Raw genomic sequence first — 20,486 nt, 5'->3', positions numbered from 1 at the left:
TCGGGTTTGACCGGATTTCTCACGACGCCGTCGGACATAGGTTGGCTTGGCAACGCCCCCCAAGGCGCGGGTAGTGCGAATTGGGACAGCCCGTCCCATCCGGAGCTGCCGCGTGACGGACACGAGAGAGATCGAGACGGTTGACCGTGCGCGCCAGATCGTGGACGGGCTCGGCGAGGGTTTTCTCGGCCTCGACGCCGACTGGCGCGTCACCGACTGTAACGCCGCTGCGCTCACCTTCCTCTCATGCGAGGCCCAGGACCTTAAGGGTCGGAAGGTCTGGGAGATCTCCGGCCTGGCGATGGAGGGGGCGTTCGGCGAGCTGGCGCAGAGGGTGGCTCGAACCCGGGCGAGCGAGGACGCTGAGATCGCCTGCCCGAGAGACGATGGGGAGCGGCTGGTTCAGGTACGGATCTTCCCCATGGGCTCAGGCATCGGCGCTGTGCTGCGCGACATCACCGATATCCGCGCCGCCGAGCAGCGCGTGGCCGAGAGCGAGGCGCGATACCGGGAACTGGCCGATGGCACCCCGGCGGCGGCGTGGTTGAGCAGGGCGAATGGCGAGCTGGAGTTCATCAACCCAGCGATGGCTGACACCTTGGGGCGATCGCCCGAGTCGCTGCTCGGCGAAGGCTGGATGGACGCCATCGACCCGGACGACAGGTCCGACCTGCTCAAGGTGCGCAGGCGCGCGCGGCGGTCTCACGGGGCGTTCCAATACGAAGGACGTTTCCGTAGGGCGGACGGAGCCTTGCGGGTCGTGCAGCTCTACGGCCGGCCGCGCTTCGAGAGGTCCGGAGCGTTCCGGGGCCACGTGGGCATGGCGAGCGATGTCACGGAGGCTCGCGCGGCGGAGAGTCAGCAGAAGCTGCTCATCGACGAGCTGAACCACCGGGTGAAGAATACGCTTGCGACGGTGCAGTCGCTGGTCTCCCAGACCCTGCGCGAAGCCGACGTGGCGTGCGACGTGGCGGGCTTGGTGCTGGGGCGTCTCATGGCGCTGTCAGCGGCGCACAACGTACTCAATCGGGAGCAGTGGAACGGGGCCGAGGTGGCGGCGATCGTCGAGGCGGTCGCGGGGCCCTACGTTGAGGCGCAGCGGATCACAGTCGCCGGGCCCAGCGCATGGCTCGAACCCAGCGGCGCCGTGACCCTGGCGATGGCGCTACACGAACTTTCCGTCAATGCGGTGAAGCACGGCGCGTTTTCGACGCCGGCGGGGAAGGTGAAGGTGACCTGGACCCGCTTCGACGATTGCATCGCTCTGGAGTGGCGCGAGGAGGGCGGGCCGAGGGTGACGGCCCCAGACCATAGGGGCTTTGGCTCGCGCCTGCTCAGCCGGCTCAAGGCGGAGATGGAATTCCCGGCCGAGGGATTGATCTGCAGGATCAGTCTGCCCGCGCCGAGCGCCGGCGGCGGGCTTCTTCGGAATTGAGTTCGCCCCGGAGCGCCGCCGCCCCGGAATTGCGCCATCAGCTGCGCTCGCCAGGCGGCTTGTCTTGTCCCCGGAAATAAGGGTTCGACCTGATGGACGCGCCCGCGCGTGGGGCAATCGTTACCGCTAAAGTTGCAAAGCGACACCGGGACGGAGCGCCAGGCATGCCACAAGGTTTTCATCTGACCCGCGGCGGCGATCCATCCCGGCGCGGTCTCCTTGCGGGCGGCGTCGGCTGGCTGCTGTCAGGTCCGGCGACGGCTTCCGCTTCGACGCACGAGGAGCCGGCGCTCAGCCCGGCGGATGCGCTGAAGCGCCTGGTGCGGGGCAACGCGCGCGTCGCTCATGGCCGCTCGATCCATCCTGACTCGGCCGTGGCGCGCCGCAAGTCGCTCACGAGCAGCCAGCACCCCTTCGCCACTGTCCTTGCCTGCGCCGATAGCCGCGTGCCGCCGGAGTTGATCTTCGATCAAGGCCTGGGCGACCTGTTCGTGATCCGCGTGGCCGGCAATGTGGTCGACGACCCGATCCTGGCTTCAGTCGAATATTCGGTGATCCACCTCGGGTCGCCATTGGTGATGGTGCTGGGTCATGAGCGTTGCGGGGCGGTCACCGCGACACTGGAGGCCCTGGCCGGCAAGGGCTCGCCGCACGACGAGGGGACGAAGATTGGCGCGCTCGCCGACCTGATCGCGCCCGCCGTCCGCGCGGTCCCCTCCGACACCACCGACAAGCTCGACGCCGCTATCATCCTGAACGCCGAGCGCTCCGCCGCCGCCATCCTTACCGGCAGTCCGCCGCTCCGGGCTCGAGCGCAGTCAGGCTCGCTCAGGGTGGTTTCCGCCCGCTACGATCTCGATGACGGGACCATCTCCCACCTGCGGAACGCGCCCGTCCCGGCAGGTCAGGCATAACCCTTAGGAATAGCAGCGACACACTAGCGGTGCTTCTAAGATCGCGGCGTTCGCCCCACAGTTGTGCGGCGACAGAGACAGGCTGCGGTTCAGGGCTGGGAGGCCCCTTCTTGAAATTGCTTCACGACGTCGGCGCGTAGCCGGCTGCGCAGGAAGGCTTCGAGACAACGTGGGGGCGGTGAGCCGACCCCACGGGAAACCGAGCCCCCTGCGCCCAGGGCGGCGCGTTCGGCGATGTCGGACCAAAATCGAATCCGGAGACCAAACATGCACATGCCGCCGGGGAGGCTTGGCCCCGCCGAGAGTCTTCGAGCGCCAGGGAAGGCGAACGGCAAGGTCGCCGACGCCAAGCGTCGCGGCGGCCCCGGTGTCGCCAGGCCGTTGGAGAACGCTGTCTTCGCCCCGGCTTTTCAGGAGCAGCCGGCGGCTGACCGGCCCCCGCGGATAGCGAGCGGTTCGTCAGAGATCGTCATCCTTGATGGTGACGGGCAGATCGTGGTGGTCAACCAGGCCTGGCGAGAGACCGTCGCCGCTTTCGGCTTCGTCCTGCGCAACGCCGGGATCGGGGCCCCGTACGCCGAGGTCGCCCGCAGGTTTCTCCCAGACCTCGATCGGGCGGCTCTTGAACTCAGCCTGCGGCGTCTGCTGACGGGCAGCGTCGATGATATCCGGCACACCTACGCCATACGCTCGGTCCGCGGCCTGCGCTGGCGTCACGTGCAGATCACCCCTCTGTCGGTCGGGACGGCGGGCCGCTTCGTGGCCATCCATGACGACCTGACAGAGGTGGCGCTGACCCAGGAAGCGCTACAGGTGACCTCCGAGCAGTTGCTCACGGCGAGGGACGAAGAGCGTCAGCGCATCGCCATCGAACTGCACGACTCGACGAGCCAGCACCTGGCCGCAATCAGCCTGGGCCTTGCGAGGCTGCGGCGCACCTCGACCTACAGCGGCCCGGGGACCGCGATCATCGACGAAATCGCCAAGTCCTTGAGCGAGGCCGTCAAAGAAACGCGGGTTCTCTCGTATCTGATGAAGCCGCGCGGTCTTGCGCCAAACGGGCTTGCGGCGAGCGTCTGTCAGTACCTGGAAGGATTTGCGCAGCGGACCGGGTTGGAGATCGCGCTGGAGGCGGACCCGGCCGTAGAGCGTGCGGCGCCGCCGCTACAGCACGCAGCCCTACGGATCGTCCAGGAGGCCCTGCTGAACACCAATCGCCATGCCCATGCGCGGCGCGTCTCTGTCGAGCTTGCCGTCGTCGATGCACAGCTCATTGTGTCGGTCGCAGACGACGGTCGCGGTATCCCCTCTGAGCACGGCGAGCCTTGTCTCGGCGTGGGCATCCCCGGCATGCACGCCCGCGCCCAGCAGTTCTCCGGCCACCTGGCGATCTCCAGCGATGAGGCTGGGACCCGCGTGCGAGCGACGCTTCCGCTGGCCTGACCAGCCGCGCTCAAAGGAGGGCCATGGCGGCTGGAGGCTATTCCCCCATGTCCCGCCACTCCTGCTGGATCGCGCTGCCGATCTCGACGGCTTGGCGCGTGATCTTGGCCAGGATGGGCGAGAAGCTGGCGGCGTGGGTCGTGTAGCAGCCGAACACCGCCCGTCCTGTCCAGTCTACGTCGAGCCGCACCAACTCCCCGGAACGAAGGTCGCGTTGAACGCAGAAGGATGGCGCGATCAGCGCGGCATGCCCTGCGCGGACGAGCGGCATGACGGCTTCGAAATCGTTGGTCGTGTAGGCGTCGAGCGTGTCCGACGCCGACGCCCGTCCCAGAAACTCAGAGGCCGTGAAGCCCGGGATATTGGGGCCGGCGCAGGGAAACTCGGCAAGGCGCTCGACTGAGATACGGCGCTCGGACGCAAGCGGGTGGGTGGGCGAAGCAACGAAGATCACGTTGGCGCGCAACGCTTCGACGTAGGCCAGGGAACTGGGCGCCGAGGCCGTGCACAGCACCAGGTCAAGCTCGCGGCTTCGAACGAGCGGGAGCAGTCGGTTCGCCGCGCCGAATTCGACCTCCAGGCGCAGCCGAGGGTGCGCCTCCACGATCTGCAGCAGCAGCCGAGGCAGCAACGTATCCTTCAGCAGGGTGCCCACCCCCAGCCGCACCGCGCTCGCCTCTCCGCCGGCGACCAATGCGGCGTCGCGCGCGAGGTCCTGGGTTGCGGCCATCACGCGTTCGGCGCGCTCGGCGATCATCTCGCCCATGGGCGTGAGTTCGGAGCCAGTCGAGGTTCGCGTGAAGATCGTCAGACGCAGCTCGTCTTCGATCTTGGCCATGCTTTTCGACAAGGCCGGCTGGGCCATGTGCAACGCCTCGGCCGCCTTGGCGAAGCTGCCGTGGTCGCGGATGGCGAGGATTTGCCGCAGATGACGAATGTCCATTGCTACAGCTGAAAGCTATTCCTGACCTCTGTTCCAGCAGCTTTGCATTATACTGGCGACTACGGGGCGGAAATGGTCGCAATTCCGCGTTCCGTCGAAGAGATCAGCGTCGAGTGGCTGCGCGACGGCCCGAGGACGCGGCGACCTTCTAAAGGCTGACTTCGCTAAAGCCGCTGAAGGGTTAGCTGTCGCGGCGAATTTTTCGCGCGGCGAGCTAAGCGAGTTGACTTCCCCGGTAACGCTACCCTAGATAGTGATAGATCAAGGGACAATATCTTCAGTCTTCGATTGAATTGGCCACCGGGTAAATTCCGCCGGGCGTCGTCTTTTGTCGAAACTGTTTCCGGTAATTCGCAGACCAAAGAAGCAGGGGTCTGCGATTACTGTGAAATTTATTGAAACTGATCGCGATTGCACTACGCAACGCTCCAGTCAGCGAGGTTCCGATGCCCGCTCACTTCACCCACATCTATACCGCCCGGCTGATCGCCGACCATCTGATGACGGGGAAGTTCCCCGACTGGCCGCAGACCGACGGCGCATTGAACGGCCGCGACCCGGTCATGTGCGGCGAAGTGATGAAGAAGTGGGAGAAATTCACCGCCATCGGCGCCATCGGGCCCGACCTGTTCTACTTCAACCAGGACTGGAACAATCCCATCCTGGGACCGCTCAGCGACGAGATCATGCTGGCGTTCGCGGTCTTCTACTTCATCGACGCCGCCGGCGAACAGGACTGGGAGCCGCTGCTCGTCATTCTCGCTGAGGCCAGTTCCCAACTGGCCGACCTGCTGCGCTTCCTCATCAAGCTTCAGAAGATCTGGGATGACTTCGTGGCGGGGTGGAACGCCACAATCGGGCCGATCGTGGCCGACATCGACAACCTGATCGACGCCCTGACAGGCGGCGTGCTCAGTCAGTTCGGCGTGGTGCTCGACGAGTTGAAGCTTGCGTTGAAGGAGATCGCCGAAGAGGAACTGCTGACCTTCATCGACATCTTCTCGAAGTTCGACACCTGCCTGCAGAAGGGTTTTGGCGAACAGCTCTTCCTGTGGAGCGACATGAGCCATTACCGCCGCCCCTCGGCGCTTTGCCAGGCTCTTGTCCGCCAGGTTGATGCGCTCGCGGCCCAGGGCATGAACGAGGAGGCCGAGCAGTTCCTGGCCTTTTCCCTGGGTTACATGACCCACCTTGGGATCGACACCGTGGCCCACTCGTTCGTCAACGAGCAGTGCGGCGGCCCCTACCGCAACCACCCCCAACGCCATCACCTCATCGAGAGCCACATCGATTCCTTCAACTACGTGGAGACCAAGCCGGGGGGCCGGCTGATGCCCGACCCTTGGGGGTTCACGGACGAATACCCCAGCGTTTCGCAATCAGCCCTTTGGTTCGCCATCCAGCTCACGCCGGACGACCCGCAGGGCGTGCAGCGGCCTCCTGGTCCGTTCCCTGACGACGACACCCGCCAGAAGGCCCTCGACGTGGACGGCGAGATGCCGGACTGGATGGCCAACTCGATCGTCCTGGCCATGATGGACTGCTACCAGGACCCACAAGAGCACCCACAAATCATGCTGGGGGACGCCTTCCAGCAAGGGCTCGACTCGGGTGTGCTGACCAAAGCCTTCAAGCTGGTCACCGGCCAGGGGTTGGACAAACCGTTTGACGATCTGCTGAAGGCCATAGCGCCGGCGCCGCCGTTCGCGGTGCGCAAGGGTTTCCCGCTGCCGTGGGAAGTCAAGACGATGTACCGGATCATGTATACGTTCTACCGGCTCATCTACAACGGCACCTGGGAACTTCAGAAGCCGAAGAAACCCGACTTCATCATCTTCCCGCCGGCTTCCGATGTAGAAAATTTATTCCAACCGCCGGACCTCAGCGGGGTGGATTCGTCGAACCCCGCCATTGACGTGTGCGAAGCGATTGTCGCCCTGTTCGAGTGGGTGGTGAAGGAGATCGAGGCCGCGGTCCAGCTGATCGGCGATCTGATCAGGATGATCCTGAGCCCCCTCACCTATCCCATTCGCCTGGCGCTCTACGAGCTGGCCATGCTGGTGTGGGACATCATCACCAAGACGCATGAGGTGCTGGCCCACACGGGCTTCTTCTCACCCCACCCGGTCTCGTTCTACGACGACGGCGAATTGCGGCTGCCCAACGAGATCGACATTCCCCTGATCACCCTGGGCGGAACCGTCGACTCGGCGTTCCGCCAGGCGCTGGCCGACGCCTTCGATCCATTCGGCAACCTCGACACCAATCAGAACGTGATCGGGACGGGCCATTCGGTGAAGGACCCGAACCACCCCTACTACCCCGTGCTCCGCTGGGACACCGACGGCTCCACGGAGGACTGGGAGTACAAGCGGCCCTGGGCCTGGCCGCAGTTCAGTCCGGTGCAACAACCAAGCGGACCCGACACCCTGCGGATCACGCCGACGGAAACCTACAATCCGCAGAAATCCTTCGGCGAGGGGCCGGACGTGGCCTTCAAGCCGCTCCTGCCCGGGCCCTATCCGATCGGGACCCAGCCCGACGTATTCTTCCGCACCAATGCGCCGGTCAACGAAGCCGTGCGCCAGGCCTATGAGAAAGCCCAGACGCCGTGGGAGACAGATCTCCTGAATATCGAATTCCTGGCGCAGAAGGACATGCGCTTCAGCCCGCTGGGCGATCCGATCCCGTTCTCCTGCCACCTGATCGGCCAACTGGCCAACGACACCGGCTACTCCACCCAGTGGAACCTCGATAGCGACCGGGCCTACGCCTATTTGACCTGGGACTGGATCCGAAACGGCGACGTCACCGATACCGCAGGCGGGGTGCTGAACCTGCCCTTCCATCCGCCGCTCGAGCCGCCGGAGGGCATGGCCGGCTGGGCCCAGGGGACCAACCCCCTGCTGCTTCAGTACAAGGATCCCCCCCAAAAGGCCGCCCCGCCGCCACCGATCAAATAGGCCGAGCCCACAACAAAAAAGCCCCTGCTGGAGGCGCCCCGTGTCCAGACGAGACGGAAAATACCCGCAACGCCCCGCCCCGCGCCCGCTGGCCTCGGCCAGGGACGCCGCCATGAGACCAGAGCCAAGACCGCGCCGCGAAGACGACTGCGACGAGGAACCTCGCGCCCCCGACTGCGGGCCGCCGTGCGACGAGCGGCCCCGCAAGGTCGTCGAACGGACCTGGTACTTTGACTGCGACGACGAGCGCGGCGACGGCGGCGATCCTTGTCGCCCGGGCGGCGGTGACGGCGGCCACGGCGGAAAGCCCGGCGGCGGCCGGCCCACCCGACCTGGTGGTTCCGACACCGGCCGCGGCGGCAACGGCGTTGGCCTGACGCCTGGCGACATCAACAATCCGAACGGATCGGGCGTCTTCGTGGGTCCGCGCGCCGACCTCGATCTGCCCTATCTGTTCATGCGCGCGAATCCAGCTGACTTAGGAGCCCGGCCTGTCGTCGGCCCATTCTGGGAAAGCCCGGACATCTTCCTGCTGGCCGGCGTCGACCCCGCTGCGGCCCCGGCCGTGCCTCCGGCCCTGGGCCAGATCGCCCAGGCGGGTGCGCCCAACACCCTCTACGCCCACATCTGGAACTTCGGGAACGCCGCGGCCAACGAGGTGGTGGTGGAATTCTATTGGGTGAACCCGTCCTTGGGCATCAACGCCAATTCCGTGAACCTCATCGCCCAGACCGTGACGGCCATCGGCGCCAAGGGCAGCGGCAAAGCACACGTCCTGGTCAAATGCCCCGAGGCCTGGGTGCCGACCTTCCAGAACGGCGGCCATGAGTGTCTCCTGGTGCGAGCCTGGGACAACCCCTCCGACCTGCCGGGCCAGCCGACGCTCGACGCCTCGTGGAACCGCCACGTCGCCCAGCGCAACATCCACGTCAATCCGCCACCGGGCCAACCCCTGAACGCCGGCGCGGCGCCGCCCAGCGGGCTTGCCATGGCCCAGCCGATCCTGCTCAAGGTCGGGCCGCTCTATGGCGCGCCGGCGACGGTGAAGGTCGAGCGTACCGCGCCTAGTGCGGTGCCCTGGCTGCAATTGCGAACGGGCCAGCGCGGCGTCTTTCCGGCCATGGCCCCACCTACCGGCGTGCCGGCCCTGTCTCCGGCGACAGGTCCCGGCGGCGGCTTTCCGACCACCGGCGGCGGAGCGACGCAGCAGGTGCGCGGCGACGACCAGCACGTGGCCTTCAGCACCACCGATGCGCCTCCCGGACCGGGCGAAGCCCACGTCTATCGGGTGAGCGCCAGCCAGGGCGGGGCAACATTTGGCGGCTACACCGTCGTCCTGCTGGGGTGACGTCGGGATGACCCTGATCCCGGCTACGGTGCTGACCGGCTTCCTGGGCGCCGGCAAATCCACGCTCTTGCGACGCGTGTTAACCGAGGCGCACGGCCGCAAGATTGCAGTGATCGAAAACGAGTTCGGCGAGGAAAATATCGATAGTGAGATCATCGTCAGCGGCGGCGCCGAACAGATCATCCAGCTCAGCAACGGATGTCTCTGCTGTGGTATCCGCGACGACCTGCGCCTTACCCTGGCGGATCTGGCCGAGCGGCGCCGTGCCGGTGAATTCTCTTTTGACCAGGTGGTGATCGAGACCACCGGGCTGGCCGACCCCGGTCCGATCGCCCAGACGTTCTTTCTCGAGCCGGCGATTACGGCCGACTACCGCCCCGACGCCGTCCTGACGCTGGTGGACGCCAAACACGCGATGGAGCAGCTGGACACCCGCTGCGAGGCGCGCCGGCAGGTGGGCTTCGCCGACCGCTTGTTCATAAGCAAATCGGACCTGGTTTCGGACGCCGAGCTGGAGGCGCTCTCCAGCCGGCTGCGGCGGATGAACCCCCGCGCGCCTCAGAGCAGCGTCGCCTTTGGTGACGTGGCGCTCAGCGAGGTGTTCGACATTGGGGGATTCAACCTCACACCGGACCTCGAGTTCGCGCCTCCTGAGCCCTGCTGCGACGATCACGGCGACGGCCACGCCGGCCACCATCACCATGACGACGATGTGAAGAGCTTCGTCTTCCGCTCCGAGCGACCGTTCCATCCCGTCCGCTTCGGCCAGCTCATGAACGCCATCGTCCAGAGCCACGGGCCCGCGCTGCTACGCTACAAGGGCGTGCTGCACATGGCGGGTCTCGACCGAAAGGTGATCTTCCAAGGTGTTCACCAGCTGATGAGCCACGACGCCGGGTCTCCCTGGCTGGTCGACGACCGGCGCGAGAGCAAGCTGGTGTTCATCGGGCTCGATCTGCCTCAGGCGCAGCTGACGCGCAGCCTCCAGCAATGCCTCGTCTGAGCACGTCGGCGCCTCCGCTTGATGAGGGTTCAGCCCCGGAGGCGCAGGACCAGGGTCGGAATTAGCGCGATGTGGCGGCCGCAGCCGGGGTCGTCCAGCCGCCGCCCATCGACTGATAAAGGGTGGAATAGGCGGTCAGCCGGTCTGCGCGCGCCTGGATCAGGGCCAGCTCAGCCGTCAACAGGCCGCGTTGCGCGTCGAGCTGATCGAGGTAGGACGAGTAGCCGGCGCGATAGCGTTTCGTGGCGTTGCTGAGGGCGCCGGCCAGGGCGTCACGTTGCCCGATGAGCGCGGTGGCCTGTTCGCCCGAGCGCTGCACGCCGGCCAGGCTGTCTTCCACATCGCGGAAGGCCGCCAGCGCCGCGCGCCGATAGACGAAGGCGGCCTGATCCCGACGTGAGGCGGCGATATCGGCCTGGGCCGCCAGCCGACCGCCGTTGAAGATCGGGGCGAGTATGCTTCCGCCGATGGTCCAGATCGTCACCGGACTGGCCAGAGCGGTGGAGAGCGCGAGGCCGGCGGAGCCCGTGAGCTGCAACTGCGGCATGAAGGCTGCCCGTGCGCTGTCGAGACTGTGGTCGGCCGCCACCAGGGCCTGCTCCGCCTCATAGAGGTCGGGCCGGCGGCGGAGCAGATCACTGGGCAAGCCGTCGGGCACCGGCGGCGCGGCAAGCTCTTCGAGCGACAAGCCTCGCGGGATGGCCCCGGGCGGCGCGCCGACCAGTGCGCTCAGTGCGTCCTCCTGGCGGCTGACGGCCAACTGCGCCTGCGGGACCAGCTGCGCCGTCGCCTGATACTCCGCCTCGGCCTGGCGCAGTTCGAGGTTGGAAGTGTAGCCGGTCTCGGCGCGCCGCCTGGCGATGCGCAGGCCTTCGGTCCGCGCGACCAGCGTTGCGCGGGCGGTCGCCAGCCTGGCATCCAGGGCGCGCAGGGTTATGTAGCCGCTGGCGGTGCTGCTTGCGATGGCGAGCGCCATGGCGTCCCGAGCCCCCTGCGCGGATAGAATCTGCGCACGAGCCGCCGCATCGGCCTCACTCAGTCGATGGAAAAGATCGAGGTCCCAGGACGCCTGCATCAAGGGCGTTGCGGCCGTATCGGAGAACGGATGGCCAAACGCATCGACCGTTCGCTCGCGGAAGACGCCGGCCCCGGCCTCAAGATCCAGCCGAAGCTGCGCACGGGCCAACCGCTCCTGCGCGCGCGCTTCCGCGACACGCTCGGCGCCAAGGGCGATGTCGGGATTGGCGGCCAGGGCCATTGCGACAAGGCGGGTCAGCACCGGGTCGCCAAAAGCGCTCCACCAGGCGGGGTCCACGGCCTGCCCCGGGCCAAGATCGGTGCGCCAGGCAGGCGGCGCGGTGATTGAAGCCGCTGGCGGCGTCGCCGGACGGGGACCCGCACAGCTGACCGCCAGGACTGCAAAGACTGCGGCGATCGAGGCGCGTCTCATCTGGGCCGCGGACCGCCTCGGGTGTCGACACGCGCCTGCACCGACATTCCGGGCCTCAGCCGAGCCGCCAAGGGCTGGTTCGGCCCTATCGTTATCCGGACGGCGATCCGCTGCGGCACCTTCGTGAAGTTGCCGGTCGCATTGTCCGGTTTAAGCACAGCGAACTCCGAGCCCGCGGCCGGGGACATCTGCTCAACCCGGCCGGTGAACCGTACGTTGGCCAGGGCATCGACCGTGAAACTGGCGGGCTGGCCCGGCGCCATCCGGGCGGTTTGCGCCTCCCTGAAATTGGCGATCACCCAGACCTGCGCCGGCACCAGGAACATCAATTGCGTGCCGGCTGTCACATATTGCCCCTGCCGCACGCCGATCTCGCTCAGCCGACCGGCTCCCGGCGCGCGGACTGCAGTGTTCGACAGATCGATTTCGGCGAGGCGAAGGCTGGCCTGGGCGCCTTCCACGCCGGCCTCAAGCACGCCGCGGCCGACGGCGACGGTCCGCACGTCCTGCTGGGCGATATCGCGGGCCGCCTCGGCTTGGCGAACGGCGGCCTCGGCCTGGCCCAGTGCGGCAAAGGTCTGGTCGCGCTCGCGCTGCGAGACCGAACCGTCCGACACGAGGTCCTCCACCCGTCGCATGTCCGCCTGCGCCCGAACCAGTTGCGCCCTGGCGTTCGCGATAGCAGCGGCCTGCGCCTGAACGCCGGCGGCGCGCGCCCGCGCGGACTGGGCGCTGTTGGACAGCGTGGCCGCCTGAGCCTCGAGCTGCGCCTTCGCCTGTTCGACCCGCTGCCGGTAGATGCGATCGTCGACCTGCACGAGCACCTGGCCGGCTTTCACGTTGTCGAAGTCGCGCACGAGTACAGCGGTGACATAGCCGCTCACCTGCGGGCTGATCACGGTGGTGGTGCCGCGGACATAAGCGTTGTCGGTGGTCTGGATGTTGCTGCTGAAGGGCGGAAGTCCCCAGGCCTTGGCCACCGCCAACAGGCCGCCAACCGCGAGAAGCACCACGACCACCGTCACCGGCAAGCTGAGCGGCGGCGGTCGCCAGCCTGTTCCGGCCGGCGGTTCGCTCTGCGCGGCGCGAGCCTCGGTGACGGGCTCCTGAGGAGCCGATTGGGCGCGAGGCTCGGTCATGCGGTCTGCCCGATCCTTGCGGCGCGCCGGATCCTCAATTGCTGCCGGACCAGCAGGAAGCCGAGGTAGGCCGTGGTCAAGGCGGCCAGGAGGGAGATCAGCCGGAAGACGTCGTTGTAGGCGAGCACGTTGGCCTCACGGGTGGCGTTCTGGGAGAGCAGAGCGGCTCCCTCCGCGCTTCGTAGGCTCGGGTCGGCAAGGACCCGGCCGACGGCCCCGCCGCCCACCGCCATCCGCTGTATGACCATCGGGTCGGTGGCCTCGAGCGTCTGGACGATGGCCGCGCTATGCGCCTTCTCGCGCTCGATCTGGAAGGTCCCAAGGGCGGCGGCTCCTGCGAGGCCGCCGATGCCGTTCACGATCCCGAAGAGCGCCATGAACGTGATCACATGACCGGCGCCCTGGGGCAGGGCGCGGGTCATGCCGAAGAGCAGCGCCGGGCCAAGAAAGAAGGTCCCCGAAAAGGCGATCGCCGCCTGCGTAAGGTACATCTGCGGCGCTCGGGTGAGGTTGGTCGACAGCGAGTCCGCGTAGGCGGCCACCGCCACGAGACCGATGGCCAACATTATGGGCTGGCCGAGTCGGTCGACGTCGAGGGTGATCGCGCTCGCCACGACGCCTGCGAGCGAGGCCAGGGATATGATCACGAACAGGGTCTGGAGCTCGTCGTTGGTCTGGCCAAGCGTGTTGAGCAGACCGATTGCGGCGAAGGACTGCTCGGAGAGAACGATCCGGGCCATGGTGGTCACGACGACAAACCGCAGAATGTCGGCGCTCCCCAGCCATCGGGTGTTCAGCAGGGGGTTTGCCCGGTGATGTTCGATAAGGACGGCCAGGGCCGTCAGCGGGATTGCGGCGATCAGGGCCCAACCGACCCAAGCCGCCTGGGTCCACCAGACGTAGCGACCAACGCCGAGCACCCCGACAACAAGCGCCACCGCCGTTCCGAGGAGGGCGAACGTAACGAAGTCGAGCGGCGCGAACGCCGGCTGCCGCTGGCTCGGGGGGAGCCGCAGCCAGCTCACGGCCGCCAGGGAGAGCAAACCCAGTCCCAGCTCGAAGAAGTAGAGGGCTCGCCATTGGGAGAGGGCCAGCAAGTCCGGCGAGAACAGGCGCGCCAGCGGCACGGCGCACTGCCCAACGCCGATCCCGAGGACCAGTCCCTTGAGCCGCCATTTCGCCGGCAGCGCCTGCATCAGGTAATAAGAGCACAACGTCGACAGCGCAGCGCCGGCAAGGCCGCTCGCCGCTCGAACCGCAATCGCCGAGCCTATGCCGCGCGCGAGCAGATGCGCTGCCGTCAGTAAGGCGTAGAGCGCGACGAATATCATCGCGAAGGGCCGCAGGCCGTACTGCTGGCGGAACTTGATGAGCAGCAGGTTGATCGTGGTGCTGGTCATCACATAGGCCGTCGGGAGCCAGGCGCCTTGCACGGGATCGAGCCCCAAAGCGCCCTGCAGCGTCGGGAGATTGACCGAGACCAGGGCATTGCCCAGCCCTCCGGTCAGGCCCACCAACACCCCGATGACGCCATAGGCCGCGCGGCGGCGGAGCGGGTGTTCGGGGGTCGCGGGCGATCCCGGCATGGAGGAGCGCTCGTGCGGCGCAAACTCCCACGTCTCCTCGCTCAGGAACTTGCGAAGACGCCTCATCTGACGTCCGACTTGGCGAACGGAAGGCGTTCGGCGTCAGCAGAGATTTTTCTTTCGGTCCCGAAACCGGTGGCGGACTGGCGCATGCCGGCCTCCTCGCAGGACTAGCATCGCCTGTCCGCCGACCGGGACCATCCGGGATTTACCGGAGTTGCAGGCCTTCATCCGCCTATGAGGCGCCCCTCGGATGTCGGCGCCGTTCCGGCGACGCGCCCGCGTATCCGACTGTCAGGGTTCGCTCAGGCGCGGACCCCAGGTGTAGAGGTGCGCAATCCGGGGTGGCCCCCAATCGTGCAGGCGAGCAATGTCTCGGGCCGACGGCCCACGCGCCCGAAATATGTGCAACCATGCTCAAGGCTGACCCAAAGGGGACGGGACACCGATGTGTGTCTGGAGCCCGAAGCAGGACACACTGCATTTGGACGCTGGCAGGTGCAGACAGCCGAACGAGCAGAAGGGTTACGCCGCTGTTCAGGCAAAACTGTCGTGATCGGGCCGAAAAGACTTACGTTCTATTTAACCTTTCATTAACCTAGTTCCCTTGGGTCCTTTCCCTTGGCGGTCGCCAGGGAGAATTGGCGGGGCGGGCGGAGTCCAATGCGACTGAACGCGATAATGGCCGTGATAACCGTGGCGTGCGTCGTCGCGGTCGTCAGCAGTCAGACGCTCGGCGCGATGGGCAGACTGCACCACGCATTCCGCGGGGCGGTCAATCACGGCCAACGCCTGGTTGGCCTGGACTTCGTCGATGTCCAGGAGACTGCGGCGCCGCCGGCGCCCGATACCGAAAAGCCCCCGGTTCACAAGCTGAAGCCAAGACTTGTCTTCCTTCCGGGACCGGCGCCGGTGCTGCCGCCCGCGTTCGATCCGCCGGAGCGTGCGCCCACGGGTTTCGAAGTCGCCACCTTCGGGAAGGGCCTCGTCGACTTGCCGTTGCAACAGCCTCCGCTCACGCCGCCGCCAAAGTCGGATCTCCAGCCATTGGGCGCCTTTTTGGCCCCCGCGGCATTGACCCTGGCCGCGCCGGAGCCATCCAGCTGGGCGATGATGGTTCTGGGGTTCGGCGCCGTCGCCTTAGCGCTTCGCCGGCGCCGCCGCAGCGTCGGGCTGATGGATTGCGGGCACGTCCGGTAGTCGGCGCGTCAGGGTAAGATCGACGGGAATTTGAGGGGGGCTCGCAGTATGTTTTCCTGGATGTTTGACTACCCCACCTGGGTGGTGGGTCTGATCTTTGCGCTTGGCGCGACGGCGATCAGCCTCGGCGGCATGTTCCTTGTCCGACCGCTATTCCACAGATGGATTCACGGGAACGACAAGACCAATGAAATGGTCTCCCTGAACATCGCGAGCTTCTCGGTGTTCTACGGGATCCTGCTGGGGCTCGTGGCTGTGGGCGTCTATGCCAACTACGCTTCAGCCGAGGACATCGTCGAGCGCGAAGCATCCACGCTGGCTGCGCTCTATAGCGACACCAGCGCCATGCCCGAGCCCCACCGCGCCGTACTGATGGCCGACCTTCGCGACTACGCCAAGGAAACGATCGAGAAGGACTGGCCGTCCCAGGCCCGAAATATCGTGCCGACGGGCGGCACCGATCGGGTCAACAAATATCTGACGGATCTCACGGCGGTACATCCCACTGTGAAGCCTGACGAAATCGCCTATGCCGAGGCTTTTGGCCAGTATGAGAAGCTCGTGGAACTGCGAAGTAACCGGCTTGCCAAGGTAGATAGCGGAATCCCGGACCTACTCTGGTGGGTCCTGGGGATCGGGGCGGCGTTCACCATCGGGATCATCTGGATGCTGGATATGGAGATTCACGTCCACGGCATCCTGACGGCGGTGCTGTCGATGTTCCTGGGTATCGTGATCTTCCTGATCGCGGACATGAACAAGCCCTTCCGAGGCGACGTCCTCGTCGGTTCGGAATCCTACGAACTGGTCTACAACAGCCTGATGAAGGCGCGTTAGCCAGGGTAGCGCGACCGCCTCGAAGACGGCGTAACGCCAACGGCTCGGGGGTGGTGCGCCTGGCGCGCCGATAGGTCCTGGCGGCTAAGGCGCGAACCTGATTTCGTAGGCGGCCAACCAGGTGCAGCCAGCCGATGAACGATATCCAAGACCGCAGGAACCGCCCGGACCTCGACGCCTACTGGATGCCGTTCACCGCCAATCGGCAGTTCAAGGCCGACCCGCGCCTGCTGGTGGCCGCCAAGGGCATGTACTACCGCAGCGAGGACGGCCGGGAGATCCTGGATGGCTGCGCAGGCCTCTGGTGCGTCAACGCCGGCCATGGGCGCGAAGAGATCGCAGCGGCGGTCAGCCGGCAGCTCCTCACGCTTGACTATGCGCCCTCCTTCCAAATGGGCCACCCGCGGGCCTTCGATTTCGCCACCGCACTCGCCGCGCTCGCCCCGCCCGGCCTCGACCGGATCTTCTTCGCCAACTCCGGATCGGAGGCTGTCGACACGGCGCTGAAGATGGCGCTGGCCTATCATCGGAGCCGCGGCGAGGGTCAGCGCACCCGACTGATCGGACGCGAGAAGGGCTATCACGGCGTTGGCTTCGGCGGCATCTCGGTGGGCGGTCTCGTCAACAATCGCCGCGCGTTCCTGACGCTGCCCGGCGCTGAGCACCTGGGCCACACTCAAGATATTGCGAAGAACGCCTTCACTCGCGGCCAGCCGAAGCACGGCGCGGAGCGGGCCGACGACCTGGAGAGGCTGATCGCGTTGCACGGCGCCGAGACAATCGCGGCTGTGATCGTCGAACCGGTCGCCGGTTCGGCCGGCGTGCTGCCGCCCCCTGTGGGCTACCTCGAACGCCTGCGCGAGCTTTGCACCCGGCACGGTGTGCTGCTGATCTTCGACGAGGTGATCACGGGCTTCGGCCGGCTGGGCGCGCCCTTCGCGGCCCAGCATTTCGGCGTAACGCCCGATCTGATGACCACAGCCAAGGGCGTGACCAACGGCGCATTCCCGATGGGGGCCGTGTTCGCCAGCCGCGGGGTCCACGACGCCCTGATGCAGGGACCGCAAAACGCCATCGAGTTCTTCCATGGCTACACCTATTCCGGTCATCCGGCGGCCTGTGCGGCGGGCTTGGCGACCCTCGACATCTATCGCCGCGAGGGTTTGCTGACCCGCGTCGCCGAGCTTGCGACGGCTTGGGCGTCCGCCGTGCACGGCTTGCGCGATTGCCCGCATGTCGTCGACATCCGCAACCTGGGCCTGATGGCGGCGATAGAGCTTGCACCGCGACCCGACGCCCCGGGCGCCAGGGGTTACGAGGTGCTGGTTCAGACACTGAAAGCCGGCGCCCTGGTGCGCATCACCGGTGACACCATCGCTCTGTCGCCACCGCTGATCATTTCGGCCGAGGAAATAGAGCAACTCACAGCGACCCTGCGTTCGGTGCTCGAGGTCCTGGCTTGATCTCCCGTCGCGGCGCGCTCACCGCGCTCGGCGCGTCTCTCGCGGCCGGCGCCTGGCCGAGCGCGGCTCAGCAGATCTTCGACCCTCGAGGAGGCGACAACGACCTGAAACTGACAGAAGCGCAGAGACAGGCCGGCGAGGCCTTCTTGCGCCGACATCCATCGATCGACGTCCATGCCCATCCGGGCCGATTTTTCCTGCGCGACCTCACCCGGCAGAACGCTACGACGCGAGCGATGGGTGCGCCTTTCGAGGCCAAGGCGCTAGCCGCCATGGCGAAGGGTCACGTCACCGCGGCCCTCTTCAACTGCGTCTCCGACGCGGTCCTCCTCGAGCAGTCGCCGACCAAGGGCCTCGTCGCGGCGCGCGATTTCGAACCGGGCGAGGCCTGGGCCGACTACCAGCGCCAGATCGGGACGCTCCAGGCCCTGGTCGCGCGCGGGGACGCCGCGCCCGGGCGCAATGGCCGCGACATCGCAGGCGCATTGGCCACCGGTCACACGGCTTGCGTGTTCGCCGTAGAGGGTGGCGACTTCATCGAGGACCGACTGGAGCGCGTGCACACGGCCTATGCCGACGGTGTCCGTTCGATCACCATCGTCCACTACCACCCCAACCAGATCGGCGATCCCCAGACCGAAACGCCGCGCTTCCCGGGCCTTACCCCCCTGGGCCGGAAAATCGTCAGGGAGATGAACCGGGCGGGCGTCCTCGTCGACCTGGCGCACGCCTCTATGGGGGTCACCCGAGATGCGGTCGAGGTCTCAACCCGGCCGATGATGATCTCACACACCAACCTCAAGCGTCCCGATGTCGACCACCCGCGGCTGGTCAGCGCCGAGCACGCAAGGTTGGTCACGAGCCATGGCGGTATCGTCGGGTCCGTGCCATCCGGGATCGGCCAGAAGACGGTTGCCGATTGGATCGCCTCGATCTTGCGCCTGGTGGAGGTCGTCGGGATCGATCACGTCGCGATCGGAACCGACATGGACGCCAACTACATGCCGGTGTTCAGCGATTACGCCGACTGGCCGTTGATCCCCGCGTCGCTGCTGGCGCACGGCATGGCCGAGGACGAGGTCGCTAAGGTTATGGGCGGAAATTTCCTGAGGGTGATGGCGGCCGCTCGGCCTTAGTCACGTATCGGCATGGCCAGGAGCGCCTGGACGCTCGCCAGGTCCTGCACGATGTGGCCCAGGGATTTGTAGGCGGTGATCTGGTCATCCGACTGGCGGCCGACGATCTTGCCCGAGAGCACCTCGCCGATCTCGGCGACCACGTGATCGTCGCCGACCAGACCCGCGGCCTTGGCGCGCAGGAACTCCGCGCCCTGAGCCAGCACGCCTTGGCGATAGTCGGCGATGAAGCGTGAGCGGACGACGAGATCATCGTCCGCCTCGCTCGGCCCCGCGAAACTCGATCCTACGAGGTTGACGTGGGTCCCCGGCGCCAGCCAGGCGCCCCGAAGTACCGGCTCGGCGGCAGCTGTCACGGTGCAGACGATGTCGGCCTCGGCGACCGCGGCCTCCGCGGTCGGCGCGACCCGGGTCGGCAGGCCGTAGGTCTCGGTCATACGCGACGCAAAGGCGAGCGCCCGCTCCGGCGAGCGGCCCCAGACCGTCACGCTCTCCAGAGCGCGGACCTTGCCGATCGCGCGCAGATGGGTCTCGGCTTGTTCGCCGTAGCCCAGCAATCCCAGGCGCCGCGCGTCCCGACGCGCCAAGGCGTCCGTGGCGACCGCGCTGGCGGCGGCGGTGCGCACAGCGGTGATCGAGCGCGCGTCAGCGATGCAGGCTAGTTCCCCGGTCACCGGGTCGAACAGCATGACCACACCCTGGTGCGACGGGCGCCCGACCTCGAAGTTCTTCGGAAACACACTCAGCACCTTGGCGCCGAAAGCCGCCGCCTCGCCCATGGCGCCCGGCATCACCCCGAACATCCGGCCGTCCTCGAAGTGCAGGATCGAGCGCAGGAGCTGGCGCGTCTCGCCAGCCGAAAGCGCGATCATCGCCGAGCGCACGGCCGGAATTGCGACCTCATAGGTCAGATTGGAGCGGACCTCCGCAGCGTCGATGAAACGCATTTCCTTCGCCTTTCGTGAAACCCAGCGCAGCTGAGGTGGCCGCGGGGCCGTAGCCGCACTATCTGAGCCCCACAACCTTCGCCACTGGAGAAACCGTTTTGTCGCTTTCGCTCTACGACGCCTCGATCACCGTCTATCTGCAGATGCTGCGCAACCTCGGCCACTTCTTGAACAAGGCGGAAACCTGGGCGGCTGAGGAGCACGTGCCGCTTGCGACCATCATGGAAGCCAGCCTCGGGCACGGCATGGCGAACTTCACCCGTCAGATCCAGTTCGCCAGCGACGCAGCCAAGAGCGGCGCCGCTCGCCTGGCCGGTGTGGAGCCGCCGTCGATGCCCGACACCGAGACGACCTGGCCGGAGCTGAAAGACCGACTCGCCAAAACCATCGCCTTCGTCGAGACGATCAAGCGCGACCAGGTCGACGGCCAGGAGGGACGCGCCGTGGTCCTGACCTTCCCGGGTCGCACAATGGAGTTCACCGGTCAGACCTTCCTGCTGACCTTCTCGCTGCCGAACTTCCTGTTCCACGTCACCACCGCCTATGGGATTCTTCGCGGACTTGGTGTCCCGCTCGGCAAAATGGACTTCCTCGCCGGCGCCAACGCACCCGCCTAGGATTTCGCGCCCATCTCTCTCCTCGTATCAGTGAGGAGAGAGACCTGGTCGGCTTCTCGCTT

Annotated in this window: 16 protein-coding genes; 11 read left to right on the top strand and 5 right to left on the bottom strand. The window is 66.6% G+C overall.

Going from position 1 to position 20,486, the window contains the following annotated elements:
- Window positions 1-112: 112 nt before the first annotated feature.
- The 3 genes from VGI62_RS07875 (at window position 113) to VGI62_RS07865 (ending at window position 3,792) form a co-directional block, all read left to right on the top strand.
- Entirely contained in the window at window positions 113-1,435 is a 1,323-nt protein-coding gene (locus tag VGI62_RS07875; protein WP_331503854.1) for an HWE histidine kinase domain-containing protein, read from the top strand.
- Between the two features lie 164 nt (window positions 1,436-1,599).
- A complete protein-coding gene (locus VGI62_RS07870; RefSeq protein WP_331503853.1) occupies window positions 1,600-2,349 on the top strand; it encodes a carbonic anhydrase in 750 nt (249 codons plus the stop codon).
- 267 nt (window positions 2,350-2,616) lie between these two features.
- Window positions 2,617-3,792 carry a PAS domain-containing sensor histidine kinase gene (locus VGI62_RS07865; RefSeq protein ID WP_331503852.1) on the top strand — a complete coding sequence of 392 codons (1,176 nt, stop codon included), beginning with the start codon at window positions 2,617-2,619 and terminating at the stop codon, window positions 3,790-3,792.
- Between the two features lie 37 nt (window positions 3,793-3,829).
- Here VGI62_RS07865 and VGI62_RS07860 read toward each other — a convergent pair whose 3' ends face one another.
- Complete coding sequence (locus VGI62_RS07860) at window positions 3,830-4,735, bottom strand: LysR family transcriptional regulator (RefSeq protein ID WP_331503851.1); 906 nt, start codon at window positions 4,733-4,735, stop codon at window positions 3,830-3,832.
- Between the two features lie 446 nt (window positions 4,736-5,181).
- Between VGI62_RS07860 and VGI62_RS07855 the strand changes: the two genes are divergently transcribed.
- Genes VGI62_RS07855 through VGI62_RS07845 form a run of 3 tightly spaced genes read left to right on the top strand, consistent with a single transcriptional unit; the run spans window position 5,182 to window position 10,049 of the window.
- A complete protein-coding gene (locus VGI62_RS07855) occupies window positions 5,182-7,698 on the top strand; it encodes a hypothetical protein (protein WP_331503850.1) in 2,517 nt (838 codons plus the stop codon).
- A gap of 40 nt (window positions 7,699-7,738) precedes the next feature.
- The gene (locus tag VGI62_RS07850) at window positions 7,739-9,046 is read left to right on the top strand and encodes a hypothetical protein (RefSeq protein ID WP_331503849.1); all 1,308 of its coding nucleotides are present in this window, start codon (window positions 7,739-7,741) and stop codon (window positions 9,044-9,046) included.
- Window positions 9,047-9,053: 7 nt separating this feature from the next.
- Complete coding sequence (locus tag VGI62_RS07845; RefSeq protein ID WP_331503848.1) at window positions 9,054-10,049, top strand: GTP-binding protein; 996 nt, start codon at window positions 9,054-9,056, stop codon at window positions 10,047-10,049.
- 61 nt (window positions 10,050-10,110) lie between these two features.
- Here the strand turns inward: VGI62_RS07845 and VGI62_RS07840 are convergent, their stop codons facing one another.
- Genes VGI62_RS07840 through VGI62_RS07830 form a run of 3 tightly spaced genes read right to left on the bottom strand, consistent with a single transcriptional unit; the run spans window position 10,111 to window position 14,290 of the window.
- Window positions 10,111-11,499 (bottom strand): efflux transporter outer membrane subunit, encoded by a 1,389-nt coding sequence (locus tag VGI62_RS07840; protein WP_331503847.1) that lies wholly within the window; start codon window positions 11,497-11,499, stop codon window positions 10,111-10,113.
- A complete protein-coding gene (locus VGI62_RS07835) occupies window positions 11,496-12,638 on the bottom strand; it encodes an HlyD family secretion protein (protein WP_331503846.1) in 1,143 nt (380 codons plus the stop codon). Before VGI62_RS07835 ends, VGI62_RS07840 begins: the two co-directional genes overlap by 4 nt.
- A complete protein-coding gene (locus tag VGI62_RS07830) occupies window positions 12,635-14,290 on the bottom strand; it encodes an MFS transporter (RefSeq protein ID WP_331503845.1) in 1,656 nt (551 codons plus the stop codon). The genes VGI62_RS07835 and VGI62_RS07830 overlap by 4 nt, the downstream gene beginning before the upstream one ends.
- Window positions 14,291-14,905: 615 nt before the next feature.
- Between VGI62_RS07830 and VGI62_RS07825 the strand changes: the two genes are divergently transcribed.
- The 4 genes from VGI62_RS07825 (at window position 14,906) to VGI62_RS07810 (ending at window position 18,860) form a co-directional block, all read left to right on the top strand.
- Window positions 14,906-15,424 carry a PEPxxWA-CTERM sorting domain-containing protein gene (locus VGI62_RS07825; protein ID WP_331503844.1) on the top strand — a complete coding sequence of 173 codons (519 nt, stop codon included), beginning with the start codon at window positions 14,906-14,908 and terminating at the stop codon, window positions 15,422-15,424.
- Between the two features lie 48 nt (window positions 15,425-15,472).
- Window positions 15,473-16,261 carry a DUF4239 domain-containing protein gene (locus tag VGI62_RS07820; protein WP_331503843.1) on the top strand — a complete coding sequence of 263 codons (789 nt, stop codon included), beginning with the start codon at window positions 15,473-15,475 and terminating at the stop codon, window positions 16,259-16,261.
- Window positions 16,262-16,395: 134 nt separating this feature from the next.
- Window positions 16,396-17,724, top strand: a complete 1,329-nt coding sequence (locus VGI62_RS07815; protein ID WP_331503842.1) for an aspartate aminotransferase family protein — start codon at window positions 16,396-16,398, stop codon at window positions 17,722-17,724.
- Window positions 17,721-18,860, top strand: coding sequence for a dipeptidase (locus tag VGI62_RS07810; protein ID WP_331503841.1), 1,140 nt, complete (start codon window positions 17,721-17,723; stop codon window positions 18,858-18,860). The genes VGI62_RS07815 and VGI62_RS07810 overlap by 4 nt, the downstream gene beginning before the upstream one ends.
- Here the strand turns inward: VGI62_RS07810 and VGI62_RS07805 are convergent.
- Window positions 18,857-19,807: an ornithine cyclodeaminase family protein gene (locus tag VGI62_RS07805; RefSeq protein WP_331503840.1), complete on the bottom strand. Its 951-nt coding sequence runs from the start codon at window positions 19,805-19,807 to the stop codon at window positions 18,857-18,859. The genes VGI62_RS07810 and VGI62_RS07805 overlap by 4 nt on opposite strands.
- A 98-nt stretch (window positions 19,808-19,905) precedes the next feature.
- On the opposite strand from VGI62_RS07805, the gene VGI62_RS07800 reads away from it, so the two are divergent.
- The gene (locus VGI62_RS07800; protein WP_331503839.1) at window positions 19,906-20,424 is read left to right on the top strand and encodes a DUF1993 domain-containing protein; all 519 of its coding nucleotides are present in this window, start codon (window positions 19,906-19,908) and stop codon (window positions 20,422-20,424) included.
- Window positions 20,425-20,486: the final 62 nt, after the last annotated feature.

Source organism: Phenylobacterium sp. (assembly GCF_036495085.1).
GTDB lineage: Bacteria > Pseudomonadota > Alphaproteobacteria > Caulobacterales > Caulobacteraceae > Phenylobacterium.
The sequence above is the reverse complement of the archived record's forward strand: the minus strand, read 5'-3'. Positions and strand labels throughout refer to the sequence as shown.

What these genes read in the sequence shown, in the direction of transcription:
- VGI62_RS07845 (WP_331503848.1), top strand. Translation starts at nt 9,054, where the DNA reads ATGACCCTGATCCCGGCTACGGTGCTGACCGGCTTCCTGGGCGCCGGC.
- VGI62_RS07820 (WP_331503843.1), top strand. Translation starts at nt 15,473, where the DNA reads ATGTTTTCCTGGATGTTTGACTACCCCACCTGGGTGGTGGGTCTGATC.
- VGI62_RS07835 (WP_331503846.1), bottom strand. Translation starts at nt 12,638, where the DNA reads ATGACCGAGCCTCGCGCCCAATCGGCTCCTCAGGAGCCCGTCACCGAG.
- VGI62_RS07815 (WP_331503842.1), top strand. Translation starts at nt 16,396, where the DNA reads ATGAACGATATCCAAGACCGCAGGAACCGCCCGGACCTCGACGCCTAC.
- VGI62_RS07830 (WP_331503845.1), bottom strand. Translation starts at nt 14,290, where the DNA reads ATGAGGCGTCTTCGCAAGTTCCTGAGCGAGGAGACGTGGGAGTTTGCG.
- VGI62_RS07870 (WP_331503853.1), top strand. Translation starts at nt 1,600, where the DNA reads ATGCCACAAGGTTTTCATCTGACCCGCGGCGGCGATCCATCCCGGCGC.
- VGI62_RS07805 (WP_331503840.1), bottom strand. Translation starts at nt 19,807, where the DNA reads ATGCGTTTCATCGACGCTGCGGAGGTCCGCTCCAATCTGACCTATGAG.
- VGI62_RS07855 (WP_331503850.1), top strand. Translation starts at nt 5,182, where the DNA reads ATGCCCGCTCACTTCACCCACATCTATACCGCCCGGCTGATCGCCGAC.
- VGI62_RS07825 (WP_331503844.1), top strand. Translation starts at nt 14,906, where the DNA reads ATGGCCGTGATAACCGTGGCGTGCGTCGTCGCGGTCGTCAGCAGTCAG.
- VGI62_RS07860 (WP_331503851.1), bottom strand. Translation starts at nt 4,735, where the DNA reads ATGGACATTCGTCATCTGCGGCAAATCCTCGCCATCCGCGACCACGGC.
- VGI62_RS07865 (WP_331503852.1), top strand. Translation starts at nt 2,617, where the DNA reads ATGCACATGCCGCCGGGGAGGCTTGGCCCCGCCGAGAGTCTTCGAGCG.
- VGI62_RS07840 (WP_331503847.1), bottom strand. Translation starts at nt 11,499, where the DNA reads ATGAGACGCGCCTCGATCGCCGCAGTCTTTGCAGTCCTGGCGGTCAGC.